The sequence below is a fragment of the Streptomyces sp. NPDC060031 genome, assembly GCF_042736805.1.
In the GTDB taxonomy this organism is placed as follows: Bacteria; Actinomycetota; Actinomycetes; order Streptomycetales; family Streptomycetaceae; genus Streptomyces.
The window spans coordinates 24,587-40,042 of record NZ_JBHWVM010000072.1; the positions used below are offsets into that span (position 1 = coordinate 24,587).

A 15,456-nucleotide genomic window follows, 5' to 3' on the forward strand; every position below is an offset into this window, starting at 1 on the left:
GGCCCGGGGCGGAGCCCCAGGTCTGTGACCGGGGCCGGGCGGAGCCCCGGGGCGGCGGGGCACCGTCACCCGCACGGCCCCGCTCCCGGGCCGGAGGCCGACCGGCGGGGGAGCATCGGTACATGCCCAGCTCCCGCCTCCTGCCCGGCCTCGCCGCCCTCCTGGCGGCCACGGCGGCCTCGGCGGCCACGGCCGGATGCGCGGACGTGGAAGGGCTGCGCAGCGACGGAGACCTCGGAACCGTGCACGCCCCGCAGAGCCTGTGGACGAACATCCGGCCCGACCCGCCCGACCCGGAGCAGCAGCCGGAGACGGCCGCCGCCGTCCCCGGTCTGCCCAAGGTCGCGGACCTGAGCATGCGGGGCGTCGACGCCGTGGCCGTCGTACGCGCCGACGTCACCGCCGCCACCGCCCAGGACGGCGGCACCGGGCGGCTCGTGGACCCCCGCGCCATCCAGCGCATCGCACTCTGTACACAGGCTGTGGACGGCGGCCCGGACTGCCCGGTGCGCCCCGCGGTCCTGTACGACGTCACCGGCGACGGCAAGGACGAACTGATCACCGCCCTCGACATCGACGGCCGCCTGAGCGAACTGCGCGTCTACACCGTCCGGGACGACGGGACGATCGCCCGGATCCTGTCCCGCCGCGCGGTACTGGAGGGCGTCGAGGTGGCCGCCGAGCACCTGGCCGTCCGCGAGCCGGCGTCGAACCCGAAGTACGTCGCCGTCTCCGACTACGTGTGGGATCCGGACGCCGGGATCATGAACCTCTCCCAGCTCACCCTCGACGCATGCTCCGGGACCAAGAACAGCTCCACCCCCTGCCCCCCGAACGCGGCCTGAGGAGGCGGCGGCCGATGCGGGTGACGAGCAGTCTGCGCTGGAAGATCGCCCTGACCACCACGGCCGTGTGCTGCGCCGTCGCGGCGGCCCTGGGGATCCTCGTGCACAACGTGGTCGCCCGGCAGATCGTCGGCGAGGTGCGGAAAGACGTGGACCGCGACCTCGACCACGCCCTCGGGCACTACCAGTACGGCACCGCGCACGGCGATGTGAACGTCGCCATGGACTCCCCCGAACTGCCCGGGCCGCTGCGGGACCTGGTCGCCCGCGGGCTGACCGGCAGCATGGTCGGCACGCACGCCGGCAAGCCCGTCATGTGGGCGGCCGGCCCCGCCGACCACCGGTCCCTCGCCGTCTGGCTCCCGTACGAGAACACCCGCGCCCGGCTGCGCGACATGGACACCGCGATCCTCGCCTCCTCGGTGCTCGCCGCCGGAGTGGTGGCGCTGGCCGGCCTCTTCCTGGCCAACCGGATCAGTCGCCGCCTGCGGACCGCGGCCGCCGTGGCGCGCCGGATCAGCGCCGGGGACCTGGACGCCCGGGTCGGCTTCCCGGCGGACGAGGACGACCGCCGCCCGGCCCGCTCCCGCGACGAGGTGCGGGACGTGGCGCAGGCACTGGATTCCATGGCCGCATCGCTCCAGGGCCGGCTGGAGGCGGAGAAGCGGTTCACGGCCGATGTCGCGCACGAGCTGCGCACCCCGCTCACGGGGTCCCTGGCCGCGGCGGCCCTGCTGCCCGAGGGCCGCCCCAAGGAGATGATCAACGACCGGCTGAAGGCCCTGCACCTGCTCACCGAGGACCTGCTGGAGATCTCCCGGCTGGACTCGGGCGTCGAACGGGCCGACCTGAGCCGAGTGGAGCTCGGCCGGGCGGTCGAGCGCGCCGTGGCGGGCACCCGGCTGGCCGCCGCGGTACGGGTGGTCCGCGACGCGGTGGTGCTCACCGACCGGCGACGGCTGGACCGGATCCTGGCCAACCTACTGGTCAACGCCCACAAGCACGGGCAGCCGCCGATCGAGGTGAGCGTGACGGGCCCGGTGGTGACCGTGCGCGACCACGGACCCGGCTACCCGCCCGAGCTGATCGAGCAGGGACCCCGGCGCTTCCGTACCGGGGATCCCGGACGCGGGCGCGGCCACGGGCTCGGCCTGACGATCGCGGTCGGCCAGGCGGCGGTACTGGAGATCGCGATCGGCTTCTCCAACGCCCCCGACGGGGGCGCGGTGACCACCCTCCGGCTGCCCGTCGGACGCCTGCCGGAGGGCAGTTGACCGGGCCCGAGCCGATGTTTCACGTGAAACAGCCCGGTTGGCCGGGTCGGGCCCGGTCAACCGAGCGTGCTCCTCGGCCGGATCAGAGGCCGATGTTCTTGCCGTCCTTGCGCCAGACGGACACGACCGCCGGACGCACGATCTTGCCGGGGCCGTCGGGCCACACCGACTGCGGCTTCTCGACGGACGCGCCGTCGATCTCGCCCGGGTGCTGGACGGAGACCAGGACGCGCTTGTCCTGGACCAGCGGGCCACAGGTCTCGGCGCCGCGCGGGACGGTCAGGAACTGCTTCAGCTCACCGCGGCGGTCCCCGGCGGTCGCGACGCCGAACAGGCCGTCGTGCGAACCGAGCTGGTTGCCGTCCGTGGAGATCCACAGATTGCCGTGCGGGTCGAAGGTGACGTTGTCGGGGCAGGAGATCGGGCTGACCTTGTCCTTCGGGAAGCCCGCGAAGTAGGTGGCCGGGTCGTTCGGGTCACCGGCGACCAGGAAGAGGCGCCAGGCGAAGCCGTCACCGGCCGGGTCGTCGAAGTTCTCGGCGAGCTCCAGGATCTGGCCGTGCTTGTTCAGGTTGCGCGGGTTGGCCTCGTCCGCACCGGCCTTGCCGGCCTTGCCGCGGTCGGTGTTGTTGGTCAGTACGACGAAGACCCGGCCGGTGCGCGGGGAAGGCTCGATGTCCTCGGGGCGGTCCATCTTGGTGGCGCCGACCTTGTCACCGGCCTGGCGCGTGAAGACGAACACCTCGTCGGCGGTCATGCCCTCGACGTGCGAGACGCTGCCGGAGGCCGTGGCGGTGGCGAGCTTGATCCAGACACCGGAGCCGTCGAACTCGCCGTCGGAGGGGAGCTTGCCGGAGCCGTCGAACTCGGCGGCCGGGGAGTCACCGCTGAGCTTGGCGACGTAGAGGGTGCCCTCGTCGAGCAGCGTGAGGTTGTGCTCCTTGGCCGCGCGCGAGTTGCCCTTCTTCATCTGCTTCGACGAGACGAACTTGTAGAAGTAGTCGAAGCGCTCGTCGTCGCCCATGTAGACGACGGGGCGGCCGTCCTCGGTCAGGCGGGGCTGGGCGCCCTCGTGCTTGAAGCGGCCGAGCGCGGTGCGCTTGCGGGGGGTGGAGTTCGGGTCGTACGGGTCGAGCTCGACGACCCAGCCGAAGCGGTGCGACTCGTTGGGCTCCTGCGTGCAGTCGAAGCGCTTGTCGAACCGCTCCCACTTGCGCTCGGTCTCGCCGGTGGTCACGCCGTAGCGCTTGAGGCGGGCGGCCTCGGCCGGGTCGGTGACCTTGCCGGCGTTGGCGAAGTACTGGTTGAAGTTCTCCTCGCCGTGGAGGGTGGTGCCCCACGGGGTGGTGCCGCCGGAGCAGTTGTTGAGCGTGCCGAGCACCTTGGTGCCGGTGGCGTCGACGGAGGTCTTCAGCAGCGGGCTGCCGGCGGCCGGGCCGGTCAGCTTGAACACGCTGGTCGCGGTGAGACGGCGGTTGAGCTGGTGGCGGGTGACGGCGGTCAGCTTGCCCGAGCGGTGGTCCTCCTGCACCACGACGATGCCGAGGCCGTGCGCGGCCCAGGCGATCTCGACCTGCTCGCGGGTGGGGTTCGCCGGGTCGTAGCCCTTGAACATGAGGTTCTCGTCGGTGTACTCGTGGTTGGCCACAAGCAGCTGCTGGCGCTCGTAGTCGCCGCCGAGCGGGAGAAGGCTCAGGAAGTCGTTGTTGTAGCCGAACTGACCGGCCTGGGCGGCAGCGGTCTGCTTGTCGGGGTTGAAGCCCGGGGCGCCCTTGACGATCGGCTCGCCCCAGCGGATGACCACGTTCTGCTCGTGGCCCTCGGGGACGGTGACCTGGTCATTGGTGTTCGGCGCGACGGCCTTGAAGCGCAGGCCGCGGGCGCCCTCGGCGTTCGCCTGGGCGGAGGCGCCCTGGGCGTCGGCGGTGGGGGTCGCGTGGGCGGAGGAGCCGTTGCCGCCGAGGGCCACGGCGCTGCCGGCGGCGGTGGCGACCGTCACGACGGCGGCGGAGCGCAGCATCGAGCGGCGGGAGTAGGCGCGGGCTATGACGTCGCCGACGTACTCGTTGTCGCTGGTGTTCGGCACCTCGTGGAAGCATGCGTTGCCGCAGCGGTAGCGGCAGGTGAGGGCGGAACGGCCGCCCCCATGCGGGTTGCCGATGAGCGGCAGGAGCTTGCGCACGAGTGTCCTCCGTAGATGCACGGTCCCCGACAACGTGTCGGTCGAATCCAGCCGTGACGCTAGGCGCGGGTTGCGCCGAAGCGGCGGCGGCTGGATGAACGGCCGGTGAACCCGGCACGTCGGAGCGGCAGTTCGGTGGCGCGGCGGGTCTCTTTGGGCCGTGGGCGCCACGAAAGGCGCCCCTGCCGAAGTTCCAGCCAAGGGGCCGATAACCTTACGTGTCCACTCTGGGCAGGGATCTACCGCGCAGCACGGACAAATGACGCACGCACTCATGCGAAAGGCCTGGCCCATGGGTATTCGGAGCTTGTTGCGCAAGGTGTTCGGACGGGCTTCGGAGCCGGTTCCGGACTCGACGGACGCCCCTTCGGCGGCCCTTCCGAGCCAGGCGGAACGCACCCCCCTGGACGTGGCGGCCGAGCTGGTGGCGGCCTCCTTCGACAATCCGACCGTTCCGCCGCAGTCCGCCCCGCGGGACCGCGAGCCGGGCACACTGCTGACGGCCACGGCGCCGGCTCCGGACCCCACGGTCCCGGAAGCCCGCCGAGCACCGGTGCCTCCGGCGGTTCACCCGGACCCCACCCCGGCCCCCGCCGAGCCGGTGGCTGCCGCCGCTGAGCCCGAGCCCGAGCCCGAAACCGAGCCCGTCGCGCCGGAAGCGGAGCCCGTCGCCGCCGCCGAGCCCGTGGCTGCCGCCGAGCCGGAAGCCGAAGCTGAGGCCGAGGCCGAGGCGGAGCCCGTCGCGGCTGCCGCCGAAGCCGAAGCCGAAACGGTCGCGCCGGAGGCGGAGCCCGTAGCCGCCGTCGAGCCGGAAGCCGAAGCTGAAGCTGAGGCCGAGGCCGAGCCCGTCGCGGCTGCCGCCGAAGCCGAAGCCGAAACGGTCGCGCCGGAGGCGGAGCCCGTAGCCGCCGTCGAGCCGGAGCCCGAAGCCGTGGCCGAGCCCGTAGCTGCCGCTGCCGAGCCGGAGCCCGAAGCCGTGGCCGAGCCGGTCACGCCAGTGGCGGAGCCCGTGGCTGCCGCCGCCGAGCCGGAGGCCGAACCGGCCGCCGAAGCCGAGCCGGTCACGCCGGAGGCAGAGCCCATTGCTGCCACCACCGAGCCGGAGGCCGAGCCGGTCGCGGCTGCCGCTGAACCCGCGCCGGAGGCCGAGGCCGAGGCCGAGGGGCCCGCTGTGGCCGCGGCTGTGGTGCGGCGGCGGGCGGCCGGGGTGGCCGCGGCGTACAAGGCCGCGGGGCAAGTGCTCCGGGGGAAGGGCAAGGCCGGGGCGCGGGCCAAGGTGTACCTCGTGCTCGACCGGTCCGGGTCGATGCGCCCGTTCTACAAGGACGGCAGCGCCCAGCACCTCGCCGACCACGCCCTCGCCCTGGCCGCGCACCTCGACGAAGACGCCACCGTGCACACGGTCTTCTTCTCCACGGACGTGGACGGCACCGCCGAACTGACCCTCGACGGCCACGACGAGGCCTGGGTCGAGGCCCGCCACGCCGAGCTCGGCCGGATGGGCCGCACCAGCTACCACGTGGCCGTGGAGGCCGTCGTCGAGCGCTACCAGAAGGACGGCGGCGAGGGCCCGGCCCTCGTGGTCTTCCAGACCGACGGCGCCCCCGACAACCGCCAGCCGGCCAAGGCCGCCCTGGCGGAGGCAGCCGCCACCGCTCCCGGGATCCACTGGCAGTTCGTCGCGTTCGGCGACCACGACGCCAAAACCTTCGACTTCCTGCGCAAGCTGGACGCCGAGAACGCCGGCTTCTTCCACGCCGGCCCGGCCCCCCGTGAGCTGACCTCCGCCGCCCTCCTCAAGGGCATCCTGGAGCGGTTCTAGTCCAGAGACCAGGAAGGGCCCGGGATCCTCCTCGATCCCGGGCCCTTCCTCATGCTCCTGCGACTACGACTGCGCCCGTGACTACCGCGCAGCGTCCGGGTGGACGGCCTCCGCGATCGGCTTGGCATCGGCCGCCTTCGCCTCCACCGGCTTGCGCAGCGCGATGTTCAGCTCGCGCAGGCGGGACTCCTCCAGCACCGTCGGCGCGCCCATCATCAGGTCCTGCGCGTTGCCGTTCAGCGGGAAGGCGATGGTCTCGCGGATGTTCGGCTCGTCGGCCAGCAGCATCACGATGCGGTCGACGCCCGGGGCGATGCCACCGTGCGGCGGGGCGCCGAGGCGGAAGGCGCGCAGCATGCCGGCGAACTCCCGCTCGACGGTCTCGGCCTCGTAGCCGGCGATCTCGAAGGCCTTCAGCATGACCTCGGGCTCGTGGTTGCGGATCGCGCCGGAGGACAGCTCGATGCCGTTGCAGACGATGTCGTACTGCCACGCCAGGATGTCGAGCGGGTCCTTCTCCTCCAGGTCCTTCATGCCGCCCTGCGGCATGGAGAAGGGGTTGTGGGAGAAGTCGATCTTGCCCGTCTCCTCGTCCTTCTCGTACATCGGGAAGTCGACGATCCAGCAGAAGCGGAAGACGTTCTCCTCGAACTGGCCCGCGCGCTTGGCGGCCTCGACACGCACGCCCGACATGATCTTGGAGACCTCGTCGAACTCGCCCGCGCCGAAGAACACCGCGTGCCCGGCCGCCAGGCCCAGCCGCTCGGTGAGGACCTTGACGTTCTCCGCGGTGAGGAACTTGGCGATCGGGCCGGTCAGCGCGCCGTCCTCGCCCACGCGGACCCAGGCCAGGCCCTTGGCGCCCAGCGAGATCGCGTACTCGCCGAGTCCGTCGAAGAACTTGCGCGGCTGCGCGGCGGTGTCCGGGACGGCCAGCGCGCGCACGTGCTTGCCGGCGAAGGCCTTGAACTCCGAGCCCTCGAACACGTCGGTGATGTCGACGAGCTCCAGCTTGGCGCGCAGGTCGGGCTTGTCGTTGCCGTACTTCAGCATCGACTCGCGGAACGGGATCCGCGGGAAGGGGGAGGTGACCTCGCGGCCGCCGCCGAACTCGGTGAAGAGCTCGGTCATCAGGCGCTCGATCGGCTGGAAGACGTCCTCCTGCTCGACGAAGGACATCTCGACGTCGAGCTGGTAGAACTCGCCCGGCGAGCGGTCGGCGCGGGCGTCCTCGTCGCGGAAGCAGGGCGCGATCTGGAAGTAGCGGTCGAAGCCGGAGATCATCAGCAGCTGCTTGAACTGCTGCGGCGCCTGCGGCAGGGCGTAGAACTTGCCCGGGTTCAGGCGGGACGGGACGACGAAGTCACGGGCGCCCTCGGGGGAGGTCGCGGTGAGGATCGGGGTCGCCATCTCGTTGAAGCCGAGGGCCACCATCTTGTGGCGGATCGCGGCGATGACGGCCGAGCGCAGCATGATGTTGCGGTGCATGCGCTCGCGGCGCAGGTCGAGGAAGCGGTACTCCAGGCGCCGCTCCTCGTTCACACCGTCGTCGGTGTTGATCGTGAAGGGCAGCGGGGCGGCCGCGCCGAGCACCTCGACCGCGGAGACCTCGACCTCGATCTCGCCGGTGGCCAGCTCCGGGTTGACGTTGTCGGCGCCGCGGGAGACGACCTTGCCGTCGATGCGGACGACGGTCTCCTTGGTGACGCTGCTCAGTGCCTCGTTCGCGGCGGTGCCGGGACGGGCGACGAGCTGCGTGATGCCGTAGTGGTCACGGAGGTCGATGAAGAGGATGCCGCCCAGGTCTCGACGATTGTGCAGCCAGCCGCTCAGCCGGACGTCGGCGGCGACGTCGGAGGCTCGGAGCTCGCCGCACGTGTGGGACCTGTACCGATGCATCAGTCATCCAGTTCTTCGCGATACCAAGGTGGATTCAACCGTCCCAAGGTTACCGTCCGGGCGGGGCACCGCGCGGGCGCGCCCGGCGGGGGCGGTGAACAGGCACCTCAGGCGTATGACCTGTAAAGATGACCGGGTGCGCACCGAGGATGTCCTGGCCGCCATCGCGACCGGCCTGTGGAGATGGGACAACGCCTCCGGGACGGTCACCCTCGACGGCGAGGCCGCCCGGCTCCTCGGCCTGCCCGCCGAGCCCGTGGTCCTGCCCGAGGTGGCCGTGCGCTCGCGCTTCCACCCGGTGGACTGGAACGAGATCAACGGCATCGTGAACCTGGCGGTGGCCGAGGACACCCTCGCCGAGGCCCGCCTGCGGATCATGGACGAGGACGGGCGCGTGCTGCGCACCGTACGCAGCCGCTCGAAGCCCCTGGAGAACCGCAGCCCGGACGGCCACATCGACTACGAGCTGATCGGCACCATCCAGGAGATCGCCGAGCCCCAGCCGGGCACCACGGCGGTGCACACCCCCATCACCGGCGACTGGAGGCGCTCCCGCGAGGCCTTCCTGCTGGACGCGGGGCGCGCGCTGGCCGAGGCCCGCTCCACGGCGGAGGTGCTGCGGGTCGCCGCGTCCCTGTCCATGCCCGGGTTCAGCCCCGACGGGCTGGCCGTCTTCGGCATGGCCGGCGACCGGCTGTCGATCATCGGGCACCACGGTCACGACTCCGGGGACGAGGGTCCCTTCGCGGACATGCGGCTGGAGACGGACTACCCGGCCGCCGAGGTGGTGCGCACCGGACGGGCCATCTACCTGCCCACTCCCGAGGACTACAAACGGCGCTTCCCCGCCACCTGGCCGCTCGCCCAGCGCTTCGACCGGGCCTCCTGGGCGTTCCTCCCGCTGATCGTGGCGGGGCGGACCATGGGCGCCTGGATGGCCGCGTTCAAGCACCCGGTGTCCTTCTCCCCCGACGAACGCTCCGTCCTGACGACGGTGGCCCGGATGCTCGCCCAGGCGCTCCAGCGCGCCGGCGTGGCCGAATCCGAGCGGGAACTCACCACCGGCCTCCAACGGTCGATGATGCCGCAGCTCGGACCGGAGATCCCGGGCATGCAGCTGGCCGCCCGGTACGTCCCGACCGGCGGCGGGCTCCAGGTCGGCGGCGACTGGTACGACATGATCCCGCTGCCCTCGGGGCGGTTCGCCCTGGTCATCGGGGACGTCCAGGGGCACGACGTACGGGCCGCCGGACTGATGGGCCAGCTGCGGATCGCGGTGCGCGCGTACGCCTCGGAAGGCCACCGCCCCGACGCGGTGCTCTCGCGCGCCTCCCGTTTCCTGGCCGGGCTGTGCTCCTCGCAGGAATCGGATTCCGGCGAGGACCCCGACTTCCCGAGCCCGCGTTTCGCGACCTGCCTGTACGTGGAGTGCGACCCGGAGACGGGGCTGCTGGAGGTGGCCCGGGCCGGGCACCCCGACCCGGCGATCCGGATGACGGACGGCACCGTCCTGATGCGCCCGACCGCCGGGGGCCTTCCGCTCGGCATCGTCCCCGACACCGACTACCCGACCACCCGGTTCACGCTGGAGCCCGGCGAGACGATGATGCTGTGCACCGACGGGCTCATCGAGACCGGTGGGCACGACCTGGACACCGGCTGGGCCCGGCTGCGGGCCATCCTGGAGTCCGACATGCACGACGACGAGAGCCTGGAGAAACTCGCGGACCTGCTGGTCCAGGCCGTGCACGGGCCCTCCTCGCACCACACCACCGGCCCGCTCGCCGACCGCCGCGAGGACGACATAGCCGTCGTCCTGCTGTGCCGCGAAGGCGCCGGCCGCGACTGCGGCGCCCCGCTGCTGCACCCCGCGCGCCCGAGCCGGCGCACGATGCTGACCGTGGCCCAGGCCGAGCCGGAGCGGATCGCCGGGGCACGCCGGCAGATCCGGGAGCTGTTGCACGACTGGTCCGACCCGGATCAGGTGGACTCGGCCGTACTGATGGTCTCCGAGATGGTCACGAACGTACTGACGCACACCGACGGGGACGCGCTGCTGGTCGCGGAGGCGGTGGGCGAGCTGGGCGGGCGCCGGCTGCGCATCGAGGTCGCGGACAAGAGCGACGAGCTCCCGCACAAGCGGCATCCCGGGGAGATGGCCTCCAGCGGGCGGGGCGTCCTGCTGATGGAGATGCTCGCCGACAACTGGGGCGTGGACCCGCGCGGCGAGGGCAAGTCGATCTGGTTCGAGCTCCACGAGCGGTCCGCGCAGCCCGACGCCGACCCGGGCCCCGGCCCCGCCGCCGACGCCGTCCTGGACGCCGGCCTGGACGCCGACCCGCTGGTCTGAGCCCCGGGCGGGCCGCCGCCACCGTGGTTGGATATCGCGGTGTCGACTCCCCCGCCTTCGCCGAACCCCCTGCTTCCCGAGCCCGTACGGCGGCTCGCCGCCTGGTGCGCCGTCGCGCTCTTGGTCACCGGCGTGGCAGCGGTGGCCGTGTGGCTGTGCATCGTCTTCAAGACCGCCGTCACACCCGTGCTGCTCGCCCTGCTCGGGACGGCGCTCCTCGGGCCGCTGCACCGCCGCCTCGTGCGGATGAGGCTGAACCGCTCCCTCGCCGCCGGGCTCACCTGCCTCGCCGTGATCGCGGTCGTCGGCGGGGCCTCGTACGTCGTCGTACACGCGCTGATCAGCACCGGGGACGAGATCGCCGGCTCCCTCAAGCGGGCCGGCCAGGACCTCACCGAACACTTCGGGGCCACCGGGACCTCGCTCCAGGACCTGGCCGCCAATGCCAAGGACCTGCTCGCCAAGTTCGGCGGCACGGCCGCCTCCGGGGTCATCACCGGCATCAGCGTCGTCGGCGAGATGATCGCCACCACCATCCTCGCGCTGCTGCTGATCTTCTTCTTCCTCCGCGACTCCGACCGCGTGGCCGGCACCCTGCGCTCGCTCGCGCCGCGCGCCACCGGGGACACCGTCGAAGCCATGGCCCGACGCGCCTTCGATGCCGTCGAGGGGTTCATGCGCGGAACCACCTTCATCGCCGCGATCGACGCCGTCTGCATCACGGTGGGGCTGCTGGTGCTGCGCGTACCCGGGGCGGCGGGGCTCGGCGCGCTGGTGTTCGTCGGCGCCTACATCCCGTACCTCGGCGCCTTCATCTCCGGGGCCGTGGCGGTGCTCGTCGCCTTCGCCGACCGGGGGTGGGTCATCGGGCTGTGGGCGCTGGGCGTGGTGCTCGCCGTACAGGTGCTGGAGGGGCACGTGCTCCAGCCCATGATCCAGAGCCGGACCGTGCAGATGCACCCGGCCGTGGTCATGCTCGCCATCACCGCCGGGGCGAGCGTCGCCGGGATCCTCGGGATGCTGCTCGCCGTGCCGCTGACGGCGGCCGCCTTCGGGGTCCTCTCGGAGCTGCGGGCCCGGTACGCCACTGAGGCGTCCGGGCCCGTGCGGGACTAGTGCTCCTTGCGGCCTGCTGCTACTTCGTGCGGGCGGTGGTCGGGATGGTCCCGAGCCGGCCGGCCTGGAAGTCGTCGAAGGCCTGCTGGAGCTCGTGCTTGCTGTTCATGACGAACGGACCGTAGTGCGCCATCGGTTCCCGGATCGGGCGCCCGCCGAGCAGGACGATCTCCAGGTCCGGGGCGTTGGAGTCCTGGGCCTCGTCCGCCCGGATGGTCAGCGAGCCGCCCTCGCCGAAGACCGCGGTCTGCCCGGTCTGGACGGGCCGCCGGTCCTCGCCGACCGAGCCGCGCCCGGCCATGACGTACGCGAGGGCGTTGAAGTCCTCGCGCCACGGCAGGGTGATCCGCGCGCCCGGCGTGATGGTCGCGTGGACCATCGTGATCGGGGTGTGGGTGATGCCCGGGCCCTCGTGGCCGTCCAGCTCACCGGCGATCACGCGGAGCAGGGCGCCGCCGTCCGGCGTGCTCAGCAGCTGTACCTGGCCGCGGCCGATGTCCTGGTAGCGCGGGGGCATCATCTTGTCGGAGGCAGGGAGGTTCACCCACAGCTGGAGGCCGTGGAAGAGCCCGCCGGACACCACGAGGGACTCCGGCGGGGCCTCGATGTGCAGGAGGCCCGAACCGGCGGTCATCCACTGGGTGTCGCCGCCGTTGATGACTCCGCCGCCGCCGTTGCTGTCCTGGTGGACGAAGGTTCCGTCGATCAGGTACGTGACGGTCTCGAAGCCGCGGTGGGGGTGCCAGGGGGTGCCCTTGGGCTCGCCCGGGGCGTACTCCACCTCACCCATCTGGTCCATCATGATGAACGGGTCGAGGTACTGGTAGTTGATCCCGGCGAACGCGCGGCGCACCGGGAACCCCTCGCCCTCGAAGCCCCCGGGAGCGGTCGTGACGGCCAGCACCTTGCGGGCGGCGGTCTCCTGGGCGGGCTCGGCGACGCGGGGGAGCGTCAACGGGTTCTCCACTGTCACTGCAGGCATGGTCGGAACCTCCTTCTGCGTCGAGTTTAGTTGAAACTCGAACTTTCGGCCACACCCCACAGAACAGAGAGGGCCCCGGGGGAATTCCCCCGGGGCCTGAGCGTCGGTGCACGGGCGCCTACGGCTCGATCGAGACCGACCGGAAGGCAGTCATGCCGACCACCGCGGGATGGCCGGGCCGGACCGCGAAGTCACAGTCGGTGCCGTTGGTGTTCCGGCGGCCGTGAACAGCCAGACCGACGAGTGGAAGATCTGGCCGTGGCGCCGCGGTGGATGCAGGCGTACTCGCGCGGACAGACGGCCTCGGTGGCTCCCGCGGCCCCCGCGGCCCCCGGGCCCGGGCGGCGGCCCGGCCCGGCAGCTCCCGGCCCAGGCGCCCGCGCCGGCGGCCGAAAACCGCCCGCCCGCCCCCTCAGCCGGGTCCCGCGAGCACTAGCCGTACATGCGGCGCATCGCGAAGTCGACCATCTGTTCGACCGCCTTCGCGTCGAAGACCATCCGGTGGTCGCCCTCCATGTCGAGGACGAAGCCGTAGCCGGTCGGCAGCAGGTCGATCACCTCGGCGCCGGTGATCACGAAGTACTTGGACTCCTTGCCGGCGTACCGGCGCAGCTCCTTGAGCGTGGTGAACATGGGGATCACCGGCTGCTGCGTGTTGTGCAGCGCCAGGAAGCCCGGGGTCTCGCCACGCGGGCAGTAGACCTTCGAGGAGGCGAAGATCTGCTGGAAGTCCTCGGCGGACAGCGACCCGGTCGTGAAGGCCCGCACCGCGTCGGCGAGCGACGGCGGCGAGGGCTCGGGGTACAGCGGCTGCTCGCCGTATCCGCCGGCCATCTGCTGCGGGGCGGCGTACTGCTGCTGCCCCGCGCTCACGTTCTGGTCGTAGCCGTACATGGGCCAAAGCCTACCGAGCGGCCGCGGGCCCCAGGACACCCATTCCGGCCAGGGCTTCCGGCAGCCCTCGAGCGTTTCTGGCTTGATGCTGGTCACAGTCGTCGAGCAAGGGTTGATTCTTATTACCCACGGGTAGCATCATGTTGTTACCAGTTGGTACGTACGAGGAACCTGTCTCCCCGAGCCTTAACGGAGCCGTCGCCATGGGGCACTACAAGTCGAATCTCCGCGACATCGAGTTCAACCTCTTCGAGGTGCTCGGCCGCGACAAGCTGTACGGCACCGGTCCGTTCGAGGAGATGGACACCGAGACCGCCAAGAGCGTCCTTTCCGAGCTGACCCGCCTCGCCGAGAACGAGCTGGCCGCCTCCTTCGAGGACGCCGACCGCAACCCGCCGGTCTTCGACCCGGCCACCAACACCGCGCCCGTCCCGGCCTCCTTCAAGAAGAGCTACGAAGCCTTCATGGAGTCGGAGTACTGGCGCCTGGGCCTGCCCGAGGAGATCGGCGGCACCACCTCGCCCCGCTCCCTCATCTGGGCCTACGCGGAGCTGCTGCTCGGCTCGAACCCGGCCATCTGGATGTACTCCTCCGGCCCGGCGTTCGCCGGCATCCTCTTCGAAGAGGGCAACGAGGCGCAGAAGAAGGTCGCCCAGATCGCCGTCGAGAAGCGCTGGGGCTCCACCATGGTCCTCACCGAGCCGGACGCCGGCTCGGACGTGGGCGCCGGCCGCACCAAGGCGATACAGCAGGCCGACGGCTCCTGGCACATCGAGGGCGTCAAGCGCTTCATCACCTCCGGCGAGCACGACATGGAGGAGAACATCCTCCACTACGTCCTCGCGCGTCCCGAGGGCCACGGCCCCGGCACCAAGGGCCTGTCCCTCTTCCTCGTCCCGAAGTTCCACTTCGACTGGGAGACCGGCGAGCTGGGCGAGCGCAACGGCGTCTACGCCACGAACGTCGAGCACAAGATGGGCCTCAAGGCCTCCAACACGTGCGAGATGACCTTCGGCGACCAGCACCCCGCCAAGGGCTGGCTGATCGGTGACAAGCACGACGGCATCCGCCAGATGTTCATGATCATCGAGTTCGCCCGGATGATGGTCGGCACGAAGGCCATCGCCACCCTCTCCACCGGCTACCTCAACGCGCTGGAGTACGCCAAGGAGCGCGTGCAGGGCCCGGACCTGGCCAACTTCATGGACAAGACCGCGCCCAAGGTCACCATCACGCACCACCCCGACGTGCGCCGCTCGCTCATGACGCAGAAGGCGTACGCCGAGGGCATGCGCGCCCTGGTCCTGTACACCGCCTCCGTCCAGGACGAGATCCAGCTCAAGCAGGCCGCGGGCGAGGACGCCTCCTCCCTCATCGGCCTGAACGACCTGCTCCTGCCGATCGTGAAGGGCTACGGCTCGGAGAAGTCCTACGAGCAGCTCGCCCAGTCCCTGCAGACCTTCGGCGGCTCCGGCTACCTGCAGGAGTACCCGATCGAGCAGTACATCCGGGACGCCAAGATCGACACCCTCTACGAGGGCACCACGGCCATCCAGGGCCAGGACTTCTTCTTCCGGAAGATCGTCCGCGACCAGGGCGCTTCCCTGAACGTCCTCTCCGAGACGATCAAGAAGTTCCTGGCCGAGGCCGTCGGCGGCGAGGAGCTGGCCGGCGCCCGCGACGCGCTCGCCAAGGCCGCCGTCGACCTGGAGGCCATCGTCGGCCAGATGATCGTCGACCTCACCGCCACCGGCGAGGACGTCAAGAACATCTACAAGGTCGGCCAGAACACCACCCGCCTGCTGATGGCGTCCGGCGACGTCGTCGTGGGCTACCTGCTGCTCAAGGGTGCGGCCGTGGCCGCCGAGAAGCTGGCCGGCGCCTCCGCCAAGGACGTGCCGTTCTACACCGGCAAGATCGCGGCCGCGAAGTTCTTCGCCTCGCAGGTCCTGCCGGGCGTCTCGGTCGCCCGCTCGCTCGCCGAGAGCGTCGACAACTCCCTCATGGAGCTCGACGAGGCAGCCTTCTAGTCCGTACGCGGTGTACGTGCGCGCCCTTCTGGGCCGACTCGGAGAAGAGGATGCCGTTGTTG

General features: G+C 71.4%; 10 protein-coding genes. 6 read left to right on the forward strand and 4 right to left on the reverse strand.

The features are described from left to right. Window positions 1-122 precede the first annotated feature (122 nt). Window positions 123-845: a hypothetical protein gene (locus ACFWB8_RS27045; RefSeq protein ID WP_385232335.1), complete on the forward strand. Its 723-nt coding sequence runs from the start codon at window positions 123-125 to the stop codon at window positions 843-845. A 14-nt stretch (window positions 846-859) separates the two neighbouring features. After that, window positions 860-2,119 carry a sensor histidine kinase gene (locus ACFWB8_RS27050; RefSeq protein ID WP_385232338.1) on the forward strand — a complete coding sequence of 420 codons (1,260 nt, stop codon included), beginning with the start codon at window positions 860-862 and terminating at the stop codon, window positions 2,117-2,119. An 82-nt stretch (window positions 2,120-2,201) separates the two neighbouring features. Here ACFWB8_RS27050 and ACFWB8_RS27055 read toward each other — a convergent pair whose 3' ends face one another. Then, the gene (locus ACFWB8_RS27055) at window positions 2,202-4,301 is read right to left on the reverse strand and encodes a PhoX family protein (protein ID WP_385232341.1); all 2,100 of its coding nucleotides are present in this window, start codon (window positions 4,299-4,301) and stop codon (window positions 2,202-2,204) included. A 292-nt stretch (window positions 4,302-4,593) separates the two neighbouring features. On the opposite strand from ACFWB8_RS27055, the gene ACFWB8_RS27060 reads away from it, so the two are divergent. Beyond that, window positions 4,594-6,123 (forward strand): VWA domain-containing protein, encoded by a 1,530-nt coding sequence (locus tag ACFWB8_RS27060; protein WP_385232344.1) that lies wholly within the window; start codon window positions 4,594-4,596, stop codon window positions 6,121-6,123. Between the two features lie 81 nt (window positions 6,124-6,204). Here ACFWB8_RS27060 and aspS read toward each other — a convergent pair whose 3' ends face one another. After that, window positions 6,205-8,022, reverse strand: a complete 1,818-nt coding sequence (gene aspS, locus ACFWB8_RS27065) for an aspartate--tRNA ligase (RefSeq protein WP_385232347.1) — start codon at window positions 8,020-8,022, stop codon at window positions 6,205-6,207. A gap of 136 nt (window positions 8,023-8,158) precedes the next feature. Between aspS and ACFWB8_RS27070 the strand changes: the two genes are divergently transcribed. Next, the gene (locus ACFWB8_RS27070) at window positions 8,159-10,372 is read left to right on the forward strand and encodes a SpoIIE family protein phosphatase (RefSeq protein WP_385232350.1); all 2,214 of its coding nucleotides are present in this window, start codon (window positions 8,159-8,161) and stop codon (window positions 10,370-10,372) included. A 39-nt stretch (window positions 10,373-10,411) separates the two neighbouring features. Beyond that, a complete protein-coding gene (locus ACFWB8_RS27075) occupies window positions 10,412-11,488 on the forward strand; it encodes an AI-2E family transporter (protein ID WP_385232353.1) in 1,077 nt (358 codons plus the stop codon). 19 nt (window positions 11,489-11,507) lie between these two features. Here ACFWB8_RS27075 and ACFWB8_RS27080 read toward each other — a convergent pair whose 3' ends face one another. Further along, window positions 11,508-12,470: a pirin family protein gene (locus ACFWB8_RS27080; RefSeq protein WP_385232356.1), complete on the reverse strand. Its 963-nt coding sequence runs from the start codon at window positions 12,468-12,470 to the stop codon at window positions 11,508-11,510. A gap of 432 nt (window positions 12,471-12,902) precedes the next feature. Continuing rightward, the gene (locus ACFWB8_RS27085) at window positions 12,903-13,364 is read right to left on the reverse strand and encodes an SseB family protein (RefSeq protein ID WP_385232359.1); all 462 of its coding nucleotides are present in this window, start codon (window positions 13,362-13,364) and stop codon (window positions 12,903-12,905) included. A gap of 203 nt (window positions 13,365-13,567) precedes the next feature. Here ACFWB8_RS27085 and ACFWB8_RS27090 point away from each other — a divergent pair, with 203 nt between their 5' ends. After that, a complete protein-coding gene (locus ACFWB8_RS27090; RefSeq protein WP_385232362.1) occupies window positions 13,568-15,394 on the forward strand; it encodes an acyl-CoA dehydrogenase in 1,827 nt (608 codons plus the stop codon). Window positions 15,395-15,456 lie beyond the last annotated feature (62 nt).